Genomic DNA, 18,646 nt, shown 5'->3' on the forward strand with positions numbered 1-18,646 from the left:
GGACCGTCAACGAACCCGGCGCCATCCGCACCATGGCCGCCCTCGGCGTCGACGGCATCATCACCGACTACCCACAGACCCTCACCCAGCGCTGACCTCCCGTTCTCCTCTCTCCGCCGCCCTCGTTCGCCGCCTCGCCGCGCAACCGGGTCCGGTGTACGGGGGTTGCCCGCGGCGCGCACGGGTACCCCGCCGATCTTCGCGAGAGAGGAGAGCCATGTCCGACGAACACGTGAGGAACGTCTTCGTGGTCGGTCTCGACGAGGCCAACCTTCCGACGCTGAGGTCCGTGCCGGGTGCCGATTCCCTGCGCTTCCACGGCCTTCTGACGGTCGAGGAGCTACAGGGCGGCGAGGTCTCGCTGCCGGAGGTCATCGAGAAGGCACAGAAGGTGCTGGACGCCTTCGACGGGAGCATCGACGCGATCGTCGGCTACTGGGACTTCCCGGTCAGCACGTTGGTGCCGATCCTCGGAGAGCGTTACGGCACCCGCACCACGAGCCTGGAGTCCGTGGTCAAGTGCGAGCACAAGTACTGGAGCCGGCTCGAACAGCAGAAGGTCACCGACCGCCACCCGCGCTTCGGCCGGGTCGACCTGGAGGCGGACCCGCCGCGCGTGCCGGACGGCATGCGGTTCCCGATGTGGCTCAAGCCCGCCCTGTCCTACTCCTCGGAGCTGGCCTTCGGGGTCGACGACCAGGAGGAGTTCGGCACGGCCGTCGCCGAGATACGCGAGGGCGTCTCCCGCATCGGCCGCCCCTTCGAGCACATCCTCGACCAGGTCGACCTGCCGGCGGAGATGGACGGGGTCGGCGGCCAGGTGTGTCTCGCCGAGGAGTCGCTGAAGGGCGTCCAGGTCGCCGTCGAGGGGTACGTCCACCAGGGCGAAGTGACCGTCTACGGCACGCTGGACTCCATCGACTACCCGAACTCGCCCTGCTTCCTGCGCCACCAGTACCCCTCCATGCTGCCCCCGCAGGTCATCGCCCGGCTCCACGACGTCACCGAGCGGGTGATGCGCCGGATCGGCTTCGACTCCGCGACGTTCAGCGTGGAGTACTTCTACGATCCGGGAAGCCAGGACATCAGTCTGCTGGAGATCAACCCGCGGCACTCCCAGTCGCACGCCGAGCTGTTCCAGTACGTGGACGGCGTGCCCAACCACCACTGCATGCTCGCCCTCGCCCTCGGCGAGGACCCGCGGATGCCGCACCGCCAGGGCCCCTACGCGATGGCGGCGAAGTGGTACCACCGGTGGTTCACGGACGGTGTCGTGCGTCATGTGCCGACCCCGGAGGAGGTGTCCCGGATCGAGCGGGAGATACCGGGCGTGCGGATCGAGGTCCTGCCCGAGCCGGGACAGCGGCTCTCCGACCTCTCCCAGCAGGACAGTTACAGCTACGAACTCGCGCACATCTTCACCGGCGGCGACGACGAGGAGGACCTGCGCAGGAAGTACGACCGGTGCGTCGCCGCCCTGGGCCTCACCTTCGACGAGGCCCCCGAGGCGGCCTGAGAGCAAGGAGCGGCCGACCATGCGTCATGTGACCAGCCTTCCCTTCACGACGAAGGAAGAGGAACACGTCGTCATCCCCATGTCCGACGGTGTGCGCCTCTCCGCGCGCATCTGGCGTCCGACGTCCTCGGACCAGGAGCCGGTGCCCGCGGTGCTGGAGTACATCCCCTACCGCAAGCGGGACCTCACCGCCGTGCGGGACTCCGTCCACCACCCCTACATCGCCGGGCACGGCTACGCCTGTGTCCGCGTCGACCTGCGCGGCACCGGCGAGTCGGAGGGGGTGCTGCGGGACGAGTACCTCGAACTGGAGCAGCGCGACGCCGAGGAGGTGCTGGCCTGGATCGCCGAACAGCCCTGGTGCGACGGCGCCACCGGGATGATGGGCCTCTCCTGGGGCGCCTTCGCGGCCCTCCAGGTGGCCGCGCGGCGGCCTCCGAGCCTCAAGGCCGTCGTCATCGCCTCCTTCACCGACGACCGGCACGCCGACGACATGCACTACATGGGCGGAGCCATGCTCTCGGACAACCTGGCTGAGGCGGGCACCATGTTCGCCTACGCCACCTGTCCGCCCGATCCGGCCGTGGTCGGCGACCGCTGGCGGGACATGTGGCACGAACGGCTGGAGAACACCGAGCCCTGGGTCCTCCAGTGGCTGCGCCACCAGCGCCGCGACGACTACTGGCGGCACGCCTCGGTCGCCGAGAACTACCAGGACGTACGCTGCCCGGTGCTCGCGTCCAGCGGCTGGGCGGACGGCTACTCCAACGCCGTCACCCGTCTCCTCGCCCACCTGGACGTACCCCGCAAGGGCCTCATCGGTCCGTGGTCGCACAAGTTCCCGCACCTCGGCGAGCCCGGCCCCGCCATCGGCTACCTCCAGGAGGTGGTCCGCTGGTGGGACCACTGGCTCAAGGGTGTGGACAACGGCGTCATGGACGGCCCGATGCTGCAGACGTGGATGCAGGACAGCGTCCCGCCCTCGACGTCGTACGAGGAGCGGCCGGGCCGCTGGGTGGCGGAACCGTGCTGGCCCTCGCCGCACGTCCGCCCGGTCACGCACCCGCTCGCCCGGCACCGGATCGGGCCTCCCGAGGAGGCGGGCGGCCGGCCGGCGAGGAGCGGGGAGGGCGAGGCGTCGACCGTGCGGTCCCCCCTGTCCGTCGGGCAGTTCGCCGGCAAGTGGGCCTCGTACAACGCACCGCCCGACCTGCCCTACGACCAGCGGGAGGAGGACGGCGGTTCACTCGTCTACGAGACCGAACCGCTCACCGAGCGAGTGGAGATCCTGGGTTCGCCGACCGTCGACCTCGACCTGTCGGCCGACGAACCGGTCGCCATGGTGGCCGCGCGTCTCTCGGACGTCAGTCCCGACGGGGCGGCCACCCGGGTCACCTACGGTCTGCTGAACCTGACGCGGCGCGACAGCACCGAGCAGCCCGAGCCGCTGGAGCCCGGCCGGCGCTACCGCGCCACCGTGCACCTCAACGGGGTGGCGCAGAGCTTCCCGCCCGGTCACCGCATCCGGCTCTCGCTGTCCACGTCGTACTGGCCGCTGGCCTGGCCGCCGCCCCAGCCGGCGATGCTCAGCGTGCACGACGGCTCCAGCACGCTGACCCTGCCGGTGCGCCCCCCGGAGCGGGACGACGAGACGCCGGCCGTGGCGTTCGGCGAGCCGGAGGGCACCTCCCCCCTCACCACCACCACGCTGACGCCCCCGGAGGAACGGTGGGACGTCAAGCGCGACCTGGTCGGCTACCACGCCGAACTGGAGACGGTGAAGGACCGGGGCACGGTCCGCTTCGAGGAGATCGGTCTGGACGTCGGACGCCGCGCCTACGAGCGCTACGCCTCCGTAGCCGACGACTTCACGTCCGTCAGCGGCGAATCCACGTGGACCATGGGCTTCCGGCGCGACGAGTGGGACGTGCGCGTGGTCACGCACACCCGCCTCACCTGCGACGAGGACAGCTTCTTCGTCGACGCCACGCTGGACGGCTACGAGGGCGGTCGCCGGGTGTTCTCCCGCACGTGGAACGAGTCGGTGCCTCGCGATCTCCTGTAGGGCGCCGGGGCGCGGTGCGCCGCGGTGGTGTGGAATGGCCGGGTGAACTCCACCGCCCCCGGCCCCGAGCGACCCGGACGTGCCCGTCCCGCCTCCCACAGTCTCACCGGTGTCGGCCTTGCCGTCCTCGATCCCGCCGACCGGGTCCTGCTCGGCCTCGGCCACGACGGCCGTTGGGAACTCCCGGGCGGCAAGGTCGACACCGGGGAGGACTTCGAGGCGGCCGCCGCCCGTGAGCTGTGGGAGGAGACCGGTCTCACGGTGCCCGCGGGCGAGGTACGCGTCCTGGCGGTCCTCGTCGACGGACTGAACGGACTGACCCGGGTGACGGCCGCCGCCGTCACCGAGCGGGCGACGGGCACGCCCCGGGTCACCGAGCCGGACAAGATCGCGCGGTGGGACTGGTTCGCCCGCCACGCGGTGCCCGCGGCGCTCTTCCCTCCGTCTGCCTCGGTGCTGGACTGCCTGTGGCCCGAAGCGGTACCGCGAGGATCCGCCGCGGTACGCCGGTACAGGGTGCTCGGCGCCCGGGCCGACCGCTCCGGCTGACCGGCCCGGCTCGCGGGCCGGCACACCGGGCGCCCCTGCTCGCCGGGCGTGGCCGCCGGGCTCGGCGTTCCCCTGTCCGCAGCATTGACATGAACGCGTCGCAGCGCAACTCTGAGAGCGCTCTCACAATCGGTACGGACCAATGTCCTCCCCCCACACCGCACGGAGGTGGAGAGTGCTCTCGAGCCTCAAACACCGTCTGCTCGCCGCCGCCACGGCCGCGGGCCTGGCCGGCGCCCTGCTCACGTTCGGCGCCTCACCGCCCGCGGACGCGGCGGTGCCCGCGACCATCCCCCTGAAGATCACCAACAACTCCGGCCGCGGCGAGGCGGTCCACATCTACACGCTGGGCACCTCGCTGACGACCGGTCGGCAGGGCTGGGCCGACGCGAACGGCACCTTCCACGCCTGGCCCGCCGGCGGCAATCCCCCCACCCCCGCACCGGACGCGTCCATCCCCGGGCCGGCCGCCGGGCAGACCAAGACGATCCGGATACCGAAACTGTCGGGACGGATCTACTTCTCCTACGGCCAGAAGCTCGACTTCCGGCTGACCACGGGCGGCCTGGTGCAACCGGCCGTGCAGAACCCGAGCGACCCGAACCGCAACACCCTGTTCAACTGGTCCGAGTACACCCTCAACGACTCCGGCCTGTGGCTGAACAGCACCCAGGTCGACATGTTCTCCGCGCCGTACACCGTCGGCGTGCAGCGGGCCGACGGTGGCGTGAGCAGCGCCGGGCGGCTCAAGGCGGGCGGCTACAAGGCGGTCTTCGACGCCCTGCGGGCGCAGGGCGGCTGGGGCGGGCTGATCCAGACCCGCTCCGACGGCACCGTGCTGCGGGCCCTGTCGCCGCTGTACGGGCTGGAGACCGGCGCGCTGCCCGCGTCGGTCATGGACGGCTACATCGACCGCGTCTGGCAGAAGTACGCGTCCGCCACGCTCACCGTCACCCCGTTCGCCGACCAGCCGGGCACCAGGTACTTCGGTCGGGTCTCCGGCGGGGTCATGCACTTCACCAACGGCGCGGGCGCGGTGGTCACGAGCTTCCAGAAGCCGGACGCCTCCAGCGTCTTCGGCTGCCACCGGCTCCTGGACGCCCCCAACGACCAGGTCCGCGGCCCGATCTCGCGCACGCTCTGCGCCGGCTTCAACCGCTCCACGCTGCTGAGCAACCCGAACCAGCCCGACACCTCGGCGGCGGACTTCTACCGGGACTCCACGACCAACCACTACGCCCGCGTCATCCACGACCGGATGGCCGACGGCAAGGCCTACGCCTTCGCCTTCGACGACGTCGGGCACCACGAGTCGCTGGTGCACGACGGCAACCCGGCCGAGGCCCGGCTCACGCTCGACCCGCTCGGCTGACCCGGCACCGGGCAGGAGTCCGCCCCCGGCCACCGCTGACGCGGGGCCGGGGGCGGACTCGTGGTGCGGCACGGAGCGGGGCGGCCGGGCCGTACCGCACCGGTCCGGTCAGGCTCCCGGCAGGACGCCGGTGCGGGCGACCTCGGAGTACCAGCGCGCGCTGGCCTTCGGGATGCGGGTGCCGGTCGGGTAGTCCACGTAGACGGTCCCGAAGCGCTTGCTGTAGCCGTGAGCCCACTCGAAGTTGTCCAGCAGCGACCACAGGAAGTAGCCGCGCACGTCCGAGCCGTCCACGATGGCCCGGTGGACGGCCGCCAGGTGGTCCCGGACGTAGGCGATCCTGGCCGGGTCGTTGACCTGACCCGCCGGGTCGGCGTAGTCGTCGAACGCCGCGCCGTTCTCCGTGATGACCAGCGGCAGCCGCGGGAAGTCGGACGACAGCCGGCGCAGCAGGTCGTACAGGCCGGTGGCGTCGACGGCCCAGCCCATGGCGGTGGTGTCGCCGGGCGGCTGGTGGAAGGCGACCCGGTCGGCCGCCGGCCAGGGGCTGTGGGTGCTCCTGCCGTGTCCGTCGGAGGTGTGGGTGCCGCTGCCGTCGGCCTCGGAGACCACGGTCGGCGTGTAGTAGTTGACGCCGAGGAAGTCCAGCGGCTGGTTGATCTGCCGCAGGTCGGCGTCCTGGACGAAGGACCAGTCGGTCAGCGCCGCGGTGTCCTTGAACAGGTCCTCCGGGTAGGCGCCCTCCAGCATCGGGCCGGTGAAGACCCGGTTGGCCAGCGCGTCGATCCGGCGGACCGCGTCGACGTCGGCGTCGCTCCCGGTGAGCGGGCGGACCTGGTGGATGTTGAGGGTGACGGAGCACTGGACGCCGGCGCGGACCCGGTCGCGCAGCGCCTGGACGGCCAGTCCGTGCGCCAGGTTGAGGTGGTGGGCGGCGCGCAGGGCGGCGACCGGGTCGGTGCGGCCGGGGGCGTGCACACCGGAGCCGTAGCCGAGGAAGGCGCTGCACCAGGGCTCGTTGAGGGTGGTCCAGGTCTTGACCCGGTCACCGAGGGCGTCCGCGGCGAGGGCGGCGTACTCGGCGAACCGCTCGGCGGTGGCGCGTTCGGGCCAGCCCCCCGCGTCCTCCAGCTCCTGCGGCAGGTCCCAGTGGTAGAGGGTGGCGACGGGCTGGATGCCCTTGTCCAGGAGGTCGTCGACCAGGCGCCGGTAGAAGTCCAGCCCCTTCTGCACGGCGGGGCCGCGGCCGGTGGGCTGGATCCGGGGCCAGGCGAGGGAGAACCGGTAGGCGTCCAGGCCGAGTTCGGCCATGAGCGCGACGTCCTCGCGCCAGCGGTGGTAGTGGTCGGTGGCGATGTCACCGGTGTCGCCGTTGCGGACCCGGCCGGGGGTACGGGCGTAGGTGTCCCAGATGGACGGCGTACGGCCGTCCTCGGTGGCGGCGCCCTCGATCTGGTACGAGGCGGTCGCGGAGCCCCAGAGGAAGCCCTTGGGGAAGGTACGGGCGGCGTCCGGGGCGGACGGGGTCTGCTGTGCTGCGGTGACCACGTAAGTCCTTTCGAGGTGGGGGTGTTCGCGAGCGCGCGAAAGCAGGAGGCAGGGGGGCGACGCGGGCCCGGCGGCTCGGCACCGGGCCCGGCGGCCGGCGGTCAGCCCTTGACGGCGCCCGCCATGATGCCGCTGACGATCTGGCGGCCGAAGACGATGAACATCAGCAGCAGGGGCAGCGTGCCGAGCAGCGCGCCCGCCATGATGAGCGACTGGTCGCGGACGTAACCCGCGCTGAGCTGGGTGAGGGCGACGGGGACCGTCGGGTTGGTCATGTCGAGCACCACGAACGGCCAGAAGAAGTCGTTCCAGGCGTGCACGAACGTGATCATGAACAGCACCGCCATCGCGGGCCGTGCCACGGGCAGCACGATGCTCCAGAAGATCCGCAGCGAGTGCGCCCCGTCCACGCGGCCGGCCTCGACGAGTTCGTCCGGCAGCGCCTCCGACAGGTACTGCCGCATGAAGAACACGCCGACGGCACTCACCAGCGTGGGGAAGATGACGGCGGGCAGCTGCTGGGACCAGCCCAGCTCGGACATCATCATGAACAGCGGGACGACACCGAGCTGCGGCGGCACCATCATGGTGCCGATCACCAGCATCAGCAGGGCGTTGCGGCCCTTGAACCGCAGCTTGGCGAAGGCGAACCCGGCCAGGGTCGCGAACATCACCGTGGACAGGGCGATCACCCCGGCCACGATCAGGCTGTTGAGCATGGCCTTGCCCATCGCCGCCTCGTCCCAGGCCCGGGCGAGGTTGCTGAACAGGTTCGGGCCGGGCAGGAAGGGCGGCGGCGTCTGGCTCACCCGGGTGTTGTCGGTGGAGGCGGCCACCATCGTCCAGTACAGCGGGAAGATCGACAGCAGCGCCATGACGGCGAGCAGGACGTAGGCGAGCGGGCCGGCGTGGTGCTGGCGGCCGGCACGCTGGCGCAGCAGACGGCGGCCACCGCGGCCGGCCGGCTTCTCGGCGGGGGTCCGGTCCGGGGCGTCCGTCCGGACCGGGAGGCTGTGGGTGGTCATGGCGACTCCAGGTCAGGACGTACGGGAACGCAGGCGCTTGATCAGGCGCTGCACGACGAAGACGAGGACGAGCAGCATGAACATCGCCCAGGCGACGGTCGCCGAGCGGCCCATCTGGTAGTTCTTCCACCCCTCCTCGTACAGCAGCAGGCCCAGCGTCTGGTACTGGTTGTCCGCGCCGCCCGTGACGCCGTTGGGCCCCTGTCCGAAGATCAGCGGCTCGCCGAAGAGCTGGGTGGCGCCGATCGTGGAGAGCACGATGGTGAAGACGATCGTGGAGCGGATGCCGGGGATGGTCACGTGGGTGAACTGCTGCCACCGGGAGGCACCGTCGAGGGAGGCCGCCTCGTACCGGTCGGCGGGGATGGCCTGCATGGCGGCCAGGTAGAGCAGGGCGTTGTAGCCGGTCCAGCGCCAGATGACGATGGTGGAGATCGCGACCTGGGCGGGCCACTTGTCGGCCTCCCAGTTCACCGGGTCGATGCCGACCGTGCCGAGCGCCCAGTTGATCATGCCGAAGTCGCGTTCGAAGATCATGGTGAACACGAGGGCGGCCGCGGCCACCGAGGTGGCGTACGGGACCAGCGACGCGACGCGGAAGAACAGCGAGGCGCGCATCCGGTAGTTGAGCAGGTGCGCCAGTCCGAGCGCCATCATCAGCTGCGGCACCGTGGAGATGACGCCGATGGTGAGGGTGTTCTGCAGCGCGTTCCAGAAGCGCGAGTCGCCCCACAGTTCGACGTAGTTGTCGAACGCCACCCACTCCATCACGTCGAGGGTGGCCAGCTCCACGTCGTGGAGGGAGATCCACGACGTGTAGACGAGGGGGTAGAAGCTGAACGCGGCGAAGACGACGAAGAACGGCGCGACGAAGGCGTACGGGGCGCCCTTGACGTCCAGCCGGTGCAGCAGCGCGCCACGCGGCCGGGCCGTGCCCTCGCCGCCTGTCCTGCCGGACCCGCCGGGCGGCTCCTCGCCGGCCGGGGCCTTGGTGGTGGAGGTGGCCACCGGAGTTCCTTCCTGAGAGCGGGTGTCTGGGCGGGGCCCCGGGCCCGTCGGCGGGACTGCCGACGGGCCCGGGGCGGCCGCGGGTGGGCGCAAGGTCAGCCGACGGCCTTCTCGATGCGCTCCGCGGTGGTCTGCCACGCCTCGTCACGCGCCGTGCCCTGCTGCTCGATCAGGGTCAGCCCCTGCGAGAAGGTGTCCTTGATCGTGCCGTCCTTGCGGCCGAGGACCTGCTTGTCCGGGATCTCCTGGGCCGCGGCGCCGAAGATCTGGCCGATCGGGGCGTTGCTGAAGTACTCCGACTTGGCGTTCTTCACGTCGGCGTTGTCCAGCGCCGTGCGCGAGGACGGGATGTTGCCGATCTCCTTGAAGATGTGTGCCTGCTGCTCCGGCGCGGTCAGCCAGGCGACGAGCTTCTGGGCCTCCGCCTTCACCGGGCTCTTCTCCACCACACCGAGGAAGGAGCCGCCCCAGTTGGCACCCTTCGGGGCCCTGGCGACGTCCCACTTGCCCTTGTTCGGCTCGCCGGCCTTCTCGCTGATGTGGCTGAGCATCCACGCGGGGCACACGGCGGTGGCGAACGTGCCGTTGGCCAGGCCCGGGTCCCAACCCGGCTGGAACTGGCGGAGCTTGGCGCTCAGGCCGTCCTCCGCCGCGTCGGCGGCGAGGTTCCAGGCCTCCTTGACGGCCGGGTTCTTGTCGTAGATCAGCTCACCCTTGTCGTTGTAGTACTGCTCGGGGTAGCCGTAGACCATGGCGTTGAACAGACCGCTGGCCGCGTCCATGTAGGCCACGTCGCCGCCCTTGAAGCCCTTCTTGAAGGTGCGGCCCACCTCGACGTACTTCTTCCAGTCGCCCGCCCAGAGCTTGGCGACCTCCTCGCGGTCGGTGGGCAGACCGGCCTTCTCGAAGTAGTCCTTGCGGTAGCAGACGGCCATCGGACCGATGTCGGTGCCCAGGCCCAGCACCTTGCCGTCCTCGGTGCTGATCTGGGACTCCTTCCACGGCAGGAAGTGGTCGGTGCCCGCCGTCCCGGAGAAGTCCGCGAACTTGTCCGCCTGGGTCTCCGTGATCTCCTTGGCCCGGCCGATCTCTATGCCCTGGATGTCCTTCAGGCCCTTGCCCGCGGCGAGCCTGGTCTGCAGCGCGGTGTAGTACGTCTGCTCGTCACCGGCGATCTCGGCCTTGATGTCGACATCGGGATTCTCCTTCTCGTACTGCTCGAGAAGGCCCGTCTCCTTGATGCCCATCACGCCGTACAGGCCCATGGTGATGGTGGTCTTGCCGTCCTTCTTGCCACCGCCGGTGGCCGAGTCGTCGCCGCTGCTGCAACCGACGACCAGTGTCAGCGCGCCGACGGCCGCGGCCGTGGCCACCGCCTTCCTGCGCAACGAACCGAGAGTGCCCATGGATCTCCTCCTAGCGACGGCGCTGACACATCGGAGTGACGAGTTCTGCGACGACTACAGCGATGACTACAGCGGCTCTGAACGGGGTGGGAACGTGCCCAAAATTTGGTGGGCACGTTCCCACCGGCGCATCGAAGACTCGTGGGAGCGCGCCCATCTGTCAATGACTTGAACGCAAGTTGCCGGTGAACTTCGGTCCCGGCAGGCGTTCCAGAGGCCTCGGGGGTGCTCTGCCGACGGCAGCGTCTGCAAGAATTGCCGCAGGTCACCTCCGCGGTACGTCCATCGCCGCGGCCGCCGAGGGGGGATTGCATGACCGGCAACCGCCGTCCCACGATCAAAACGGTCGCCGCCCGCGCCGGCGTGGGCCGCACCACGGTCTCCCGTGTCGTCAACGGCTCTGACCTGGTCAGTGCCGACGCACGTGCCCGGGTCCTTGCGGCCATCAAGGAACTCAACTACGTTCCCAACTCGGTCGCCCGGGGCCTGGTGACCAACCGCACCGACGCCGTGGCCCTGGTGATCCCGGAGTCGGAGAGCCGGCTCGGTTCGGAGCCGTTCTTCGCGGCGCTGATCCGCGGGGTCAGCGGCGCCCTCGCCGAGAGCCGCACCCAGTTGCAGCTGATGCTCGTCCGCGACCAGGCCGAACGGGACCAGTTGACCGACTCGGTGGCGGCCCGCCGGGTGGACGGCGTCCTGCTGGTCTCGGTGCACTCCGAGGACCGGCTGCCGGGCATGCTGGAGGAGATGGGCCTGCCCACCGTGCTGGCCGGCCGGCGCGACGCGGGCGAGCGGCTGAGCTACGTCAACGCCGACAACGCCGGAGGGGCCGAAGCGGCGGTCCGGCACCTGCTGGACAGCGGCCGCGAGCGGATCGCCACGATCACCGGCCCGCTCGACATGGACGTCGGCCGCAGCCGGCTCGCCGGCTGGCGCACCGCGCACGAGGAGGCGGGGGTGCCCGCCCGGGAGATCCTGGTCGAGGCGGGCGACTTCACCGAGGAGGGGGGCGCGAAGGCCATGCGTTCGCTTCTTGAACGGGCGCCGGATCTGGACGCCGTGTTCGCCGCCTCCGACCTCACCGCGGTCGGCGCCCTGGCCGAACTTCGCCGGTGGAAACGGCAGGTGCCCGGGGACGTCGCCGTCGTCGGCTTCGAGGACTCCGTGCTCGCCCGGCACACCGACCCGCCCCTGACTACGGTCCGTCAGCCGGTGGAGGAGCTGGGCCGGACCATGGCCCGGATCCTGACCGACATCACGCAACACGGCGCACCGCGGCAGCAGTTGACGCTGCCGACGGAGCTGGTGGTGCGGCACTCGTCCTGATCCGGGGCCACCGGCGGGCGGCGGAGTCCGACACGCTCGGACGTGCACGCGGTGCCTCGGCACTCGGTACGCGCGCTCCCCCGTCGTCGGCCGGCGGTGCGGCTCCGCGCGGCCGGTCCGCGTTGCCCGTGCGAACGCCACCCGGCGAGGGACGGCCGGAGGTCGGGCGGACCGGCGGGGCGGGACCTCGGAGGCCGTCGCGCGCCGGAGGCCGAGCTGCTCCGTCACCCCGCGGCGGAGTCACTCGTCCTCCCCGTGCGGAGCGCCGACCACGGCGGCCGAGGATCCGTGACGGCTGGCACACTGGCGGCGTGACAGCGCACGAGACACCGCACGCGCCCGCGTTCGCGCAGATCACCCAGCCCGACGACGCGACCGAGGCGGTCCGGCGGGAGCTCGGGGAGTGCTGGACGGCGGTGATCAACGCCGGGGGTGCGGTCATCCCCCTGGGCTGCCCCCTGCCCCCGGTGTCCCCGGACGCGGTCGCCCCGGCGCTGGACGCGATCATCGAGAGGCTCGCCCCCCGGCGCAGCCGGCTCCTCCTGGCCACCGTCGGGGGCACGCTGGCGGGCTGGGTGCTGCTGAGCCGTGAGCCGCACCCCCTGGAGGCGCACTGCGGGACGGTCAACCACCTGCAGACACACGTCCGCTTCCGCGGGACGGGGGTGGGAGCCGCCCTGATGCGCCGTCTGCCGGACATCGCCCGCGACGAGATGGGCCTGGAGCGGCTGCGGCTCACCGCACGGGCCGGCCTGGGGCTGGAGGAGTTCTACGGCGGGGTCGGCTGGAGCGAGGTCGGCCGGTGGCCGGGCGCGCTGCGGGTGGCCCCCGGTGACGACCGCGACGAGGTCCTGATGGGTCTCGCTCTCTGACCCGGTCCCCGGCTGGGCCCGGGATCAGTCGCCCTTGAGCGCCACGAGCACGGCACTGTCGCCGAACCGCCAGACGGGTACGACCTCACCGAAGCCCGCCTCGCGGAGCAGTTCCGCGTGGCGGTCGGCCGCCAGGTCCGCTCCGGCCACACCGCCCGGGTGGGTGGCGTGGCGCTGCGCACGCTCGGCGACCAGGTCGGCCAGTTCGGGGTCGCGGGCCGCTGCGGTCCACCACTCCTGCCAGTCCTCGTGGGCGTGGCCGCCGGTCCGCTCGGCGCGGCGGCGGCCCACGTACGCGGTGACACCCGCACAGGACCGTTCGGCGGGCGGGAAGTGGTCCCCGTTGACGAGCACACCACCGGGGCGCAGCAGCGCGGCGAGACGGCGGTAGGTGTCCAGGAGGACCGGTTCGGGAAGATAGTGCAGCGCCGTGGTGGAGACGGCGGCGTCCAGGGGTCGTCGCAGCCCCAGGGCGTCGGTCCAGCCGGCGGCGCCGATCACCGTGTCGACGTACCGGGCGGCGTTGGCGTGGTGGGTCCGGCCGAGTTCCAGCAGCAGGGGGTCCATGTCGGCGGCGACGATCTCCGCGTCCGGCAGGCGGTCGGCGAGCCTGGCGGCCAGGGACCCGGGGCCGCAGCCGAGGTCGAGCAGCAGCGGCCGCGGTCGGCCGGCGGTGACGTACTCGACGACGTCCGTGATCACCGTGAACCGCTCCTCGCGGTCCACGGCGTAGCGCTGCTGCTGCCGCTCCCAGCGTTCCACCCACGCCTTGGCCACCGCCATGCTGATGCCCATCTGGTCGTGCCACCTCTTCCGTGTCTCACCCGTCGTGGATGCGACCGAATCTACAGGTGGAAACGGTTATCACTTGCCGTACGGCTCGTGGTTCACGCCAAGGAGGTGAGTGCGGCGAGCAGCCGGTCGATCTCCTCCTCCGTGTTGTACACGTGCAGGCTGACGCGCACCGCCCCGTCCTCGGCGGCGGCGCCTGCCTGGCAGAGGCTGTCCGCCCGCACCATGAACCCGTGGCTGTAGAGGATGAACCCCAGGTCGTCGGAGGGGATGTCCTGATGCCGGAAGGTGACGATGCCGTGGCGGCGCTGTGCGTCGGGCAGTGCGGAGTCGGCGGCCAGGCTGGCCGGGCAGCCGAGGATCTCGTACGGGCCGAGGCGGCTCAGCCCGTCGGTCAGGCGGGTCGTGAGCCCCGTCGTCCAGCGGGCGATCCGGTCCGCACCGGCCGCGTCGAGCCAGTCGAGTGCCGCCCGCAGCGACACGACGCCCGCCGTGTTGGGCGTGCCCTGCCAGCCCGCGGGCCGGAACGCGGGCCCTCGCGCGTTGCGCGCCCAGAGGGCCCCCGTGCCCGGCAGGGCCATCGCCTTGTGTCCCGAGAAGACCACGAAGTCGACGTCGAGTCCGGCCCCGGCCAGGTCCACGGGCAGGTGGCCGACGCTCTGCGCGGCATCCACGCAGATCGGTACGTCCGGGCCGACCGCCGCGCGGATACGGTGCACGTTCATGTCACCGCCGTAGACGTGGTGCACGTGCGTGGCGGCCACGAACCGGGTGCGGGGGCCGACCAGGTCGCCGAGGGCGCGGTGGTCGTAGTCGCCCGAGACCGCCTGGCAGGGCAGGGCGCGCACCCGGACGTCGACGCCGCGTTCGGCCAGCAGCCGCCCGGCCTCCAGCCAGGGGTCCAGGTTGGCCCGGTGGTCGGCGAACGGCACGAGGATCTCGTCGCCGTCCGAGAGGTACGGCACCAGCCAGTCGCGGGCGACGGTGCGCAGGCCCTCGGTGGTACCGCTGGTGAAGTGGACGGTGGAACGCTCCGGTTCCGGGTCGCGGAGGAACTCCTTGACCCGCTCCCGCGCCCCTTCCACCAGCTCCGTCGTCCGGTTGGCCCAGGGGTAGGTGCCGCGCCCCGCGTTGGCGTTCGAGGTCGTGAGGTAGGTCTGGACGGCGTCCAGTACGGCTCGCGGCTTCTGGGAGGTCGCCGCGCTGTCGAGGTACGCCGACTCCGGATGGGCGGTGACGATGGGGAACTGTTCCCGCAGTCCGCGCTGCCAGGCGGCTTCCCGCTCCTGTTCCCGCTCCCGCTGCCGGGCCGCTTCCCGCTCCGCCTCCTCGTGCGCGGTTCCGGTGAGCGGACGGGCCCGGCTCATTCGCGCACCAGCGGGGCGCCCGCGTCCCGCCAGGCGACGATCCCGCCGGTCAGGCTCCGCACCTCGGGGTGTCCCATGCGCGTCAGCAGGGCGGCGTACCGGAGGGACTTCTCGCCGACGGGACAGGCGAGCAGCACCGGCGTCCGCTTGCTGAAGGGCAGTCCGCCGCGGACCAGCTCCTCGAACAGCTCGTCGACCATGTTGACCGAGCCCTCGATGTGCAGGGCCGCGTACGCGTGCGGGCTGCGCAGGTCGACGACGAGCGGTCGGGGGTCCCCCTCCGCGATCCGGCGGCGGGCGTCCTCCACGCCGACCGACAGGGCCTCGGCCCGCACGTCGTCCTCGGTGAGCGACGCGAGGGTGTGCCCGCGCGCCGCCCTGCCGAGCAGCTCGGGGCGGCGGGCGCGCACGTAGCTCAGGTAGCTCTCCGCCCGGTCGCACACGATGAACACCGCGGTCTCGCGGCGCCCCGACCCCTGCAACGCCCGGTCGGCGTCCCGCAGGTGCCGTACCGCGCCCTGGTAGGCGGCGCCCCCGGTCGGCCCGGACAGGATGCCGCAGCGGCGGACGAGCGTGAGCATCCCGTCGAGGGCCTCGCCGGAGGTGACGGACTCGATGGTGTCGTACGTCGCCGGGTCGAAGAGCCCGACCTGGTGCACCTCGTCGATGGTGCGGATGCCGGGGATGAAGTCCGACTTGTGGGCGACCAGGCCGAGGACCCGCACGTCCGGGTCGTGCTCGCGCAGCACCCGGGCGACCCCGGTCGACGAACCGGCCGTACCCACGCAGGCGACGAACCAGTCCGGCGCCCGCCCGTCCAGGTCCTTGACGATCTCGGGTCCGGTGCCCGCCGCGTGCGCCTCCACGTTGCGCGGGTTGAAGTACTGGTCGGTGTGCAGGTAGGTGCTCCCCGGCTCCGAGAGTGCCTGGTGGAAGTGGGTCAGCGGATCGTCGGTGTCCGTCGGGTCGAGGCATTCGCTGCGTCCGGGGAGCTCCTCGATCTCGGCGCCGAGGAGCAGGAGCAGTTCCTTGATCTCCGGTACGCGCATCCGGTTGGTGACGCTCTTGAACCGCAGCCCGTGCAGGCCGGCCAGCAGGGCGAGGGCCTTGGCGGTGTTGCCGCTGGAGAGTTCCACGACCGTCCCCTCCCCCGCGGTCGCGCCCTCCAGATGGGGTCGCGCCATGTGCCAGGCGGGCCGGTCCTTGACGGAGCCGAAGGGGTTGAGCATCTCCAGCTTCGCGTACAGGTCGATGTTGCGCAGCCCGTGCACGGCGGGGTCGATGCGCACCAGCGGTGTGTTGCCGATGGCCTCCGTGATGCTGTCGTACCTCATACGGGCTTTCCCCCCGGGTGTGTGATCGGCCAGTAGTCCTCGTCCATGCACCAGCGCCAGGAGTCCCCCTCCCTCTCCACGGCCACCATCCGTGCGAGCGGCTGCCGTTGGGCCTGGTGGGCGTGGAAGTCCATCGCGTATCCGGCGGTGTTGACGAAGGCCAGCAGGTCACCGGCGCGGGGCAGTTCGGGGAGGAAGACCAGGCGGCGGGTGATCAGGTCGGCCTCCAGGCACAGGTTGCCGACGAGGTGCACCGCGACCGGCCCCCGATCGCCGTCCTCGGGCCCGCCGCGGGACAGCAGCACGGGATCCACGAGGACGCCGTGCTCCTCCAGACTCACGTCCCCGGCGTTCATGCCGAGGCGCACCAGGTACGAGGCCGGTTCCTCCGCCATGCGCCGCACGTCCAGGACCCGTGCCAGCGACAGCCCGCACTGGTCGGCCAGGGCGCGGCCGGGCTCGATGTGGAGGTCGTGCAGGTGCTCCAGGAGGAGCGTGCCCGGCGCCCGGCCCAGCACCGGGGCGGGGAGCGAGAGGAGCTGGTCGAGGTAGCCGGGGCCGGCGCCCGGGCGGTGGCCGGGGTACAGCGCGACCGAGCCGCGCACCGTGCCGCCCTCGTTGCGCAGCCCGTAGCCGTGCCCGCGCCAGGTCAGGGGCGGACGGCCCCCGAGGACCGCCTCGCTGAGCGCGGTCGTCCAGCGCTCCCACTCCTCGGCGTCGGCGACGTAGCCGACGCCGAAGCCGCCTCCGATGTCGACGGCGCGCGGCGCGAGGCCCCGGGCCCGGCACTGGTCCATGAGCAGCACGCACCGCTCCAGGGCCCGGCCCTTCTCCTCCAGACCGGTGGTGTCCAGGTGATAGGCGAGGCCGGTGAGCGTGACGGCGTCGGCGTGTCGTTCCAGCGCGGACAGGAGCGCTTCCACCTCTCGCACCGGGGTGCCGAACCGGCTGCGGCGGGAGAGCATCCTGGTGCCCGCTCCCCCGTGGCCCGCGTCGGACTCGAATCCGGACAGGCGCGCCAGGACGTCGACCCGGCCGAGCCCGTACGCCCTTACCAGCTCGGCCAGTTGGTCGAGTTCGCGCGGCGAGTCCAGGTTCACGGTCGCTCCCACGCGGGCGGCGAGCCACAGGAACTCCGGGTCCTTGGGTCCGGTGGCCATGACGCGGTCCCCGGTGAAGCCGCAGCCCAGGGCATGCCGCAGTTCCGCCAGCGAGGCGACGTCGACCCCGACTCCGGACGGGTCCTCGGCGGCCAGTCTCCGCAGCAGGGCACTGGAGCGGTTGGCCTTGTGCGCGAAGTACACCCGCCCGGTGAGGTGGTGGCGCCGGTAGACGGCTCGGAAGCGTTCGGCGTTCTCCGCGACGGTCTCCGGGAGCAGTACGTTGAGAGGAGAACCGAGCGCGTCGACGAGCGAGTGCAGGAACGGTGCGGCGCCCAGCAGTGAGGCGAGCGGTGGATCCACCCGCGGCCTCAGATATAAGGGCACATCCACGAAAGACCCCTCCCCGTGTCGGCCGACCATCGGTGCGACAACCGTTCGGGAGTAGTCGTTTCCAGGTACACACGCCGCTAAGCCTCGGGGCCGGGTCAGGGACCGGGGCCGCCCGAACGGCCGCCGAACGGTGACCGCTGGTCGCCGGGAGGGGCCGGGTCGCCCCGCGGACGCCGTCTCCTCGGCACGCACGTGCGGCACCCGCTCGCCGGGCGCGGCTGCCACCACGGCGCCTCGCGTTCCGCGCCCGCCGCGGTGGCGGTCACCCGAGTGGGCCAGTCGGGTGCCGCGGAGCGTTTCCCCCCGGGCGGCCGTTCGTTAGGGCGGGCATGATCAAGAAGCTCGCCTGTCTCTCCGTCATGGCCACCGCTCTCCTCGCGTCCGCTCCCCCCGCCGTGGCGGCCCCCACGCCCGGCCCGTCCTCCGGCATCCCCGGTGGACCGCTCCTGGACGGACTGCTCGGGACCCTCGAGGTGGGCAACCCGGCCACGTCCCCGCAGTCGGTGCTCCCCGCGGGCCTCCTCGGCAGGTGACGTGCGGCGGCGTCCGCTCGCCGCTGGTTCCGACGGCGCCCTTCACCCCATCCGCCTCGGACGGGGTGAAGGGCGCCGATGTGCGTTATCCACCCCTTCGGCCTCGGATCGGCCGGTTCAGCGCCGGGGTCCACTGGCTGCTCCCGCCACCGCCGACCCGCGGCAGGCTTCCCGTAACCACCGTCCGTCAGCCTCCAGAAAGTCATTCACCCGCGGGAGGCTGCAGTGAAGCTTGCGAGCAAGAGGCGTTCCGGTGTCGTGGTGGCGGTGCTGGGTGGTCTGGCCCTGGCACTGACCTCGACGACCGCGCACGCCGACGAACACGCCACCGGCACCACAACCAACACCCCCAGCACCCCACCCGACGCCATCGCACACCGCGGATCCTCCGGCATGGCCCCCGAGAACACCGCCGCCGCCATCAACCTCGCCGTCCGACA

At 71.8% G+C, this 18,646-nt stretch carries 15 protein-coding genes and 2 pseudogenes; 9 read left to right on the plus strand and 8 right to left on the minus strand.

Annotated features, from left to right (window positions below):
- The 5 genes and pseudogenes from ACGF5T_RS35720 to ACGF5T_RS35740 all read left to right on the plus strand — a co-directional run.
- Positions 1-95: pseudogene (locus ACGF5T_RS35720) on the plus strand (hydrolase); the annotation flags it as partial.
- 122 nt (positions 96-217) lie between these two features.
- Positions 218-1,516: an ATP-grasp domain-containing protein gene (locus ACGF5T_RS35725; RefSeq protein ID WP_356612855.1), complete on the plus strand. Its 1,299-nt coding sequence runs from the start codon at positions 218-220 to the stop codon at positions 1,514-1,516.
- Positions 1,517-1,535: 19 nt separating this feature from the next.
- Complete coding sequence (locus ACGF5T_RS35730) at positions 1,536-3,581, plus strand: CocE/NonD family hydrolase (RefSeq protein ID WP_366769254.1); 2,046 nt, start codon at positions 1,536-1,538, stop codon at positions 3,579-3,581.
- A 42-nt stretch (positions 3,582-3,623) separates the two neighbouring features.
- Complete coding sequence (locus tag ACGF5T_RS35735) at positions 3,624-4,130, plus strand: NUDIX domain-containing protein (RefSeq protein ID WP_366769253.1); 507 nt, start codon at positions 3,624-3,626, stop codon at positions 4,128-4,130.
- Between the two features lie 175 nt (positions 4,131-4,305).
- Positions 4,306-5,502: a glycoside hydrolase family 64 protein gene (locus tag ACGF5T_RS35740; protein ID WP_356612851.1), complete on the plus strand. Its 1,197-nt coding sequence runs from the start codon at positions 4,306-4,308 to the stop codon at positions 5,500-5,502.
- Positions 5,503-5,610: 108 nt separating this feature from the next.
- On the opposite strand, the gene ACGF5T_RS35745 is transcribed toward ACGF5T_RS35740, so the two are convergent.
- From ACGF5T_RS35745 to ACGF5T_RS35760, 4 genes are all read right to left on the minus strand, one after another.
- Positions 5,611-7,050 carry a GH1 family beta-glucosidase gene (locus ACGF5T_RS35745; RefSeq protein WP_356612849.1) on the minus strand — a complete coding sequence of 480 codons (1,440 nt, stop codon included), beginning with the start codon at positions 7,048-7,050 and terminating at the stop codon, positions 5,611-5,613.
- 101 nt (positions 7,051-7,151) lie between these two features.
- Complete coding sequence (locus tag ACGF5T_RS35750; RefSeq protein WP_356612847.1) at positions 7,152-8,075, minus strand: carbohydrate ABC transporter permease; 924 nt, start codon at positions 8,073-8,075, stop codon at positions 7,152-7,154.
- A gap of 12 nt (positions 8,076-8,087) precedes the next feature.
- Complete coding sequence (locus tag ACGF5T_RS35755) at positions 8,088-9,083, minus strand: sugar ABC transporter permease (protein WP_356612846.1); 996 nt, start codon at positions 9,081-9,083, stop codon at positions 8,088-8,090.
- Between the two features lie 95 nt (positions 9,084-9,178).
- Positions 9,179-10,489 (minus strand): extracellular solute-binding protein, encoded by a 1,311-nt coding sequence (locus ACGF5T_RS35760; protein ID WP_356612845.1) that lies wholly within the window; start codon positions 10,487-10,489, stop codon positions 9,179-9,181.
- Between the two features lie 312 nt (positions 10,490-10,801).
- On the opposite strand from ACGF5T_RS35760, the gene ACGF5T_RS35765 reads away from it, so the two are divergent.
- On the plus strand, positions 10,802-11,815 hold the full coding sequence (locus ACGF5T_RS35765; RefSeq protein ID WP_356612843.1) for a LacI family DNA-binding transcriptional regulator: 1,014 nt from the start codon (positions 10,802-10,804) through the stop codon (positions 11,813-11,815).
- A 311-nt stretch (positions 11,816-12,126) separates the two neighbouring features.
- The gene (locus tag ACGF5T_RS35770) at positions 12,127-12,687 is read left to right on the plus strand and encodes a GNAT family N-acetyltransferase (protein ID WP_361015229.1); all 561 of its coding nucleotides are present in this window, start codon (positions 12,127-12,129) and stop codon (positions 12,685-12,687) included.
- Positions 12,688-12,711: 24 nt separating this feature from the next.
- Here ACGF5T_RS35770 and ACGF5T_RS35775 read toward each other — a convergent pair whose 3' ends face one another.
- The 4 genes from ACGF5T_RS35775 to ACGF5T_RS35790 form a co-directional block, all read right to left on the minus strand.
- Complete coding sequence (locus ACGF5T_RS35775) at positions 12,712-13,482, minus strand: class I SAM-dependent methyltransferase (RefSeq protein WP_356612840.1); 771 nt, start codon at positions 13,480-13,482, stop codon at positions 12,712-12,714.
- Positions 13,483-13,574: 92 nt separating this feature from the next.
- Positions 13,575-14,846 (minus strand): aminotransferase class V-fold PLP-dependent enzyme, encoded by a 1,272-nt coding sequence (locus tag ACGF5T_RS35780; protein ID WP_366769252.1) that lies wholly within the window; start codon positions 14,844-14,846, stop codon positions 13,575-13,577.
- Entirely contained in the window at positions 14,843-16,180 is a 1,338-nt protein-coding gene (locus ACGF5T_RS35785; protein ID WP_356612838.1) for a pyridoxal-phosphate dependent enzyme, read from the minus strand. The genes ACGF5T_RS35780 and ACGF5T_RS35785 overlap by 4 nt, the downstream gene beginning before the upstream one ends.
- Complete coding sequence (locus ACGF5T_RS35790) at positions 16,177-17,703, minus strand: Y4yA family PLP-dependent enzyme (protein WP_366769251.1); 1,527 nt, start codon at positions 17,701-17,703, stop codon at positions 16,177-16,179. Before ACGF5T_RS35790 ends, ACGF5T_RS35785 begins: the two co-directional genes overlap by 4 nt.
- A 299-nt stretch (positions 17,704-18,002) precedes the next feature.
- On the opposite strand from ACGF5T_RS35790, the gene ACGF5T_RS35795 reads away from it, so the two are divergent.
- Complete coding sequence (locus tag ACGF5T_RS35795; protein ID WP_366769249.1) at positions 18,003-18,206, plus strand: hypothetical protein; 204 nt, start codon at positions 18,003-18,005, stop codon at positions 18,204-18,206.
- A 225-nt stretch (positions 18,207-18,431) separates the two neighbouring features.
- Positions 18,432-18,646: pseudogene (locus ACGF5T_RS35800) on the plus strand (glycerophosphodiester phosphodiesterase); the annotation flags it as partial.

The sequence above is a fragment of the Streptomyces sp. NPDC047853 genome (genome assembly GCF_043204535.1).
In the GTDB taxonomy this organism is placed as follows: Bacteria; Actinomycetota; Actinomycetes; order Streptomycetales; family Streptomycetaceae; genus Streptomyces.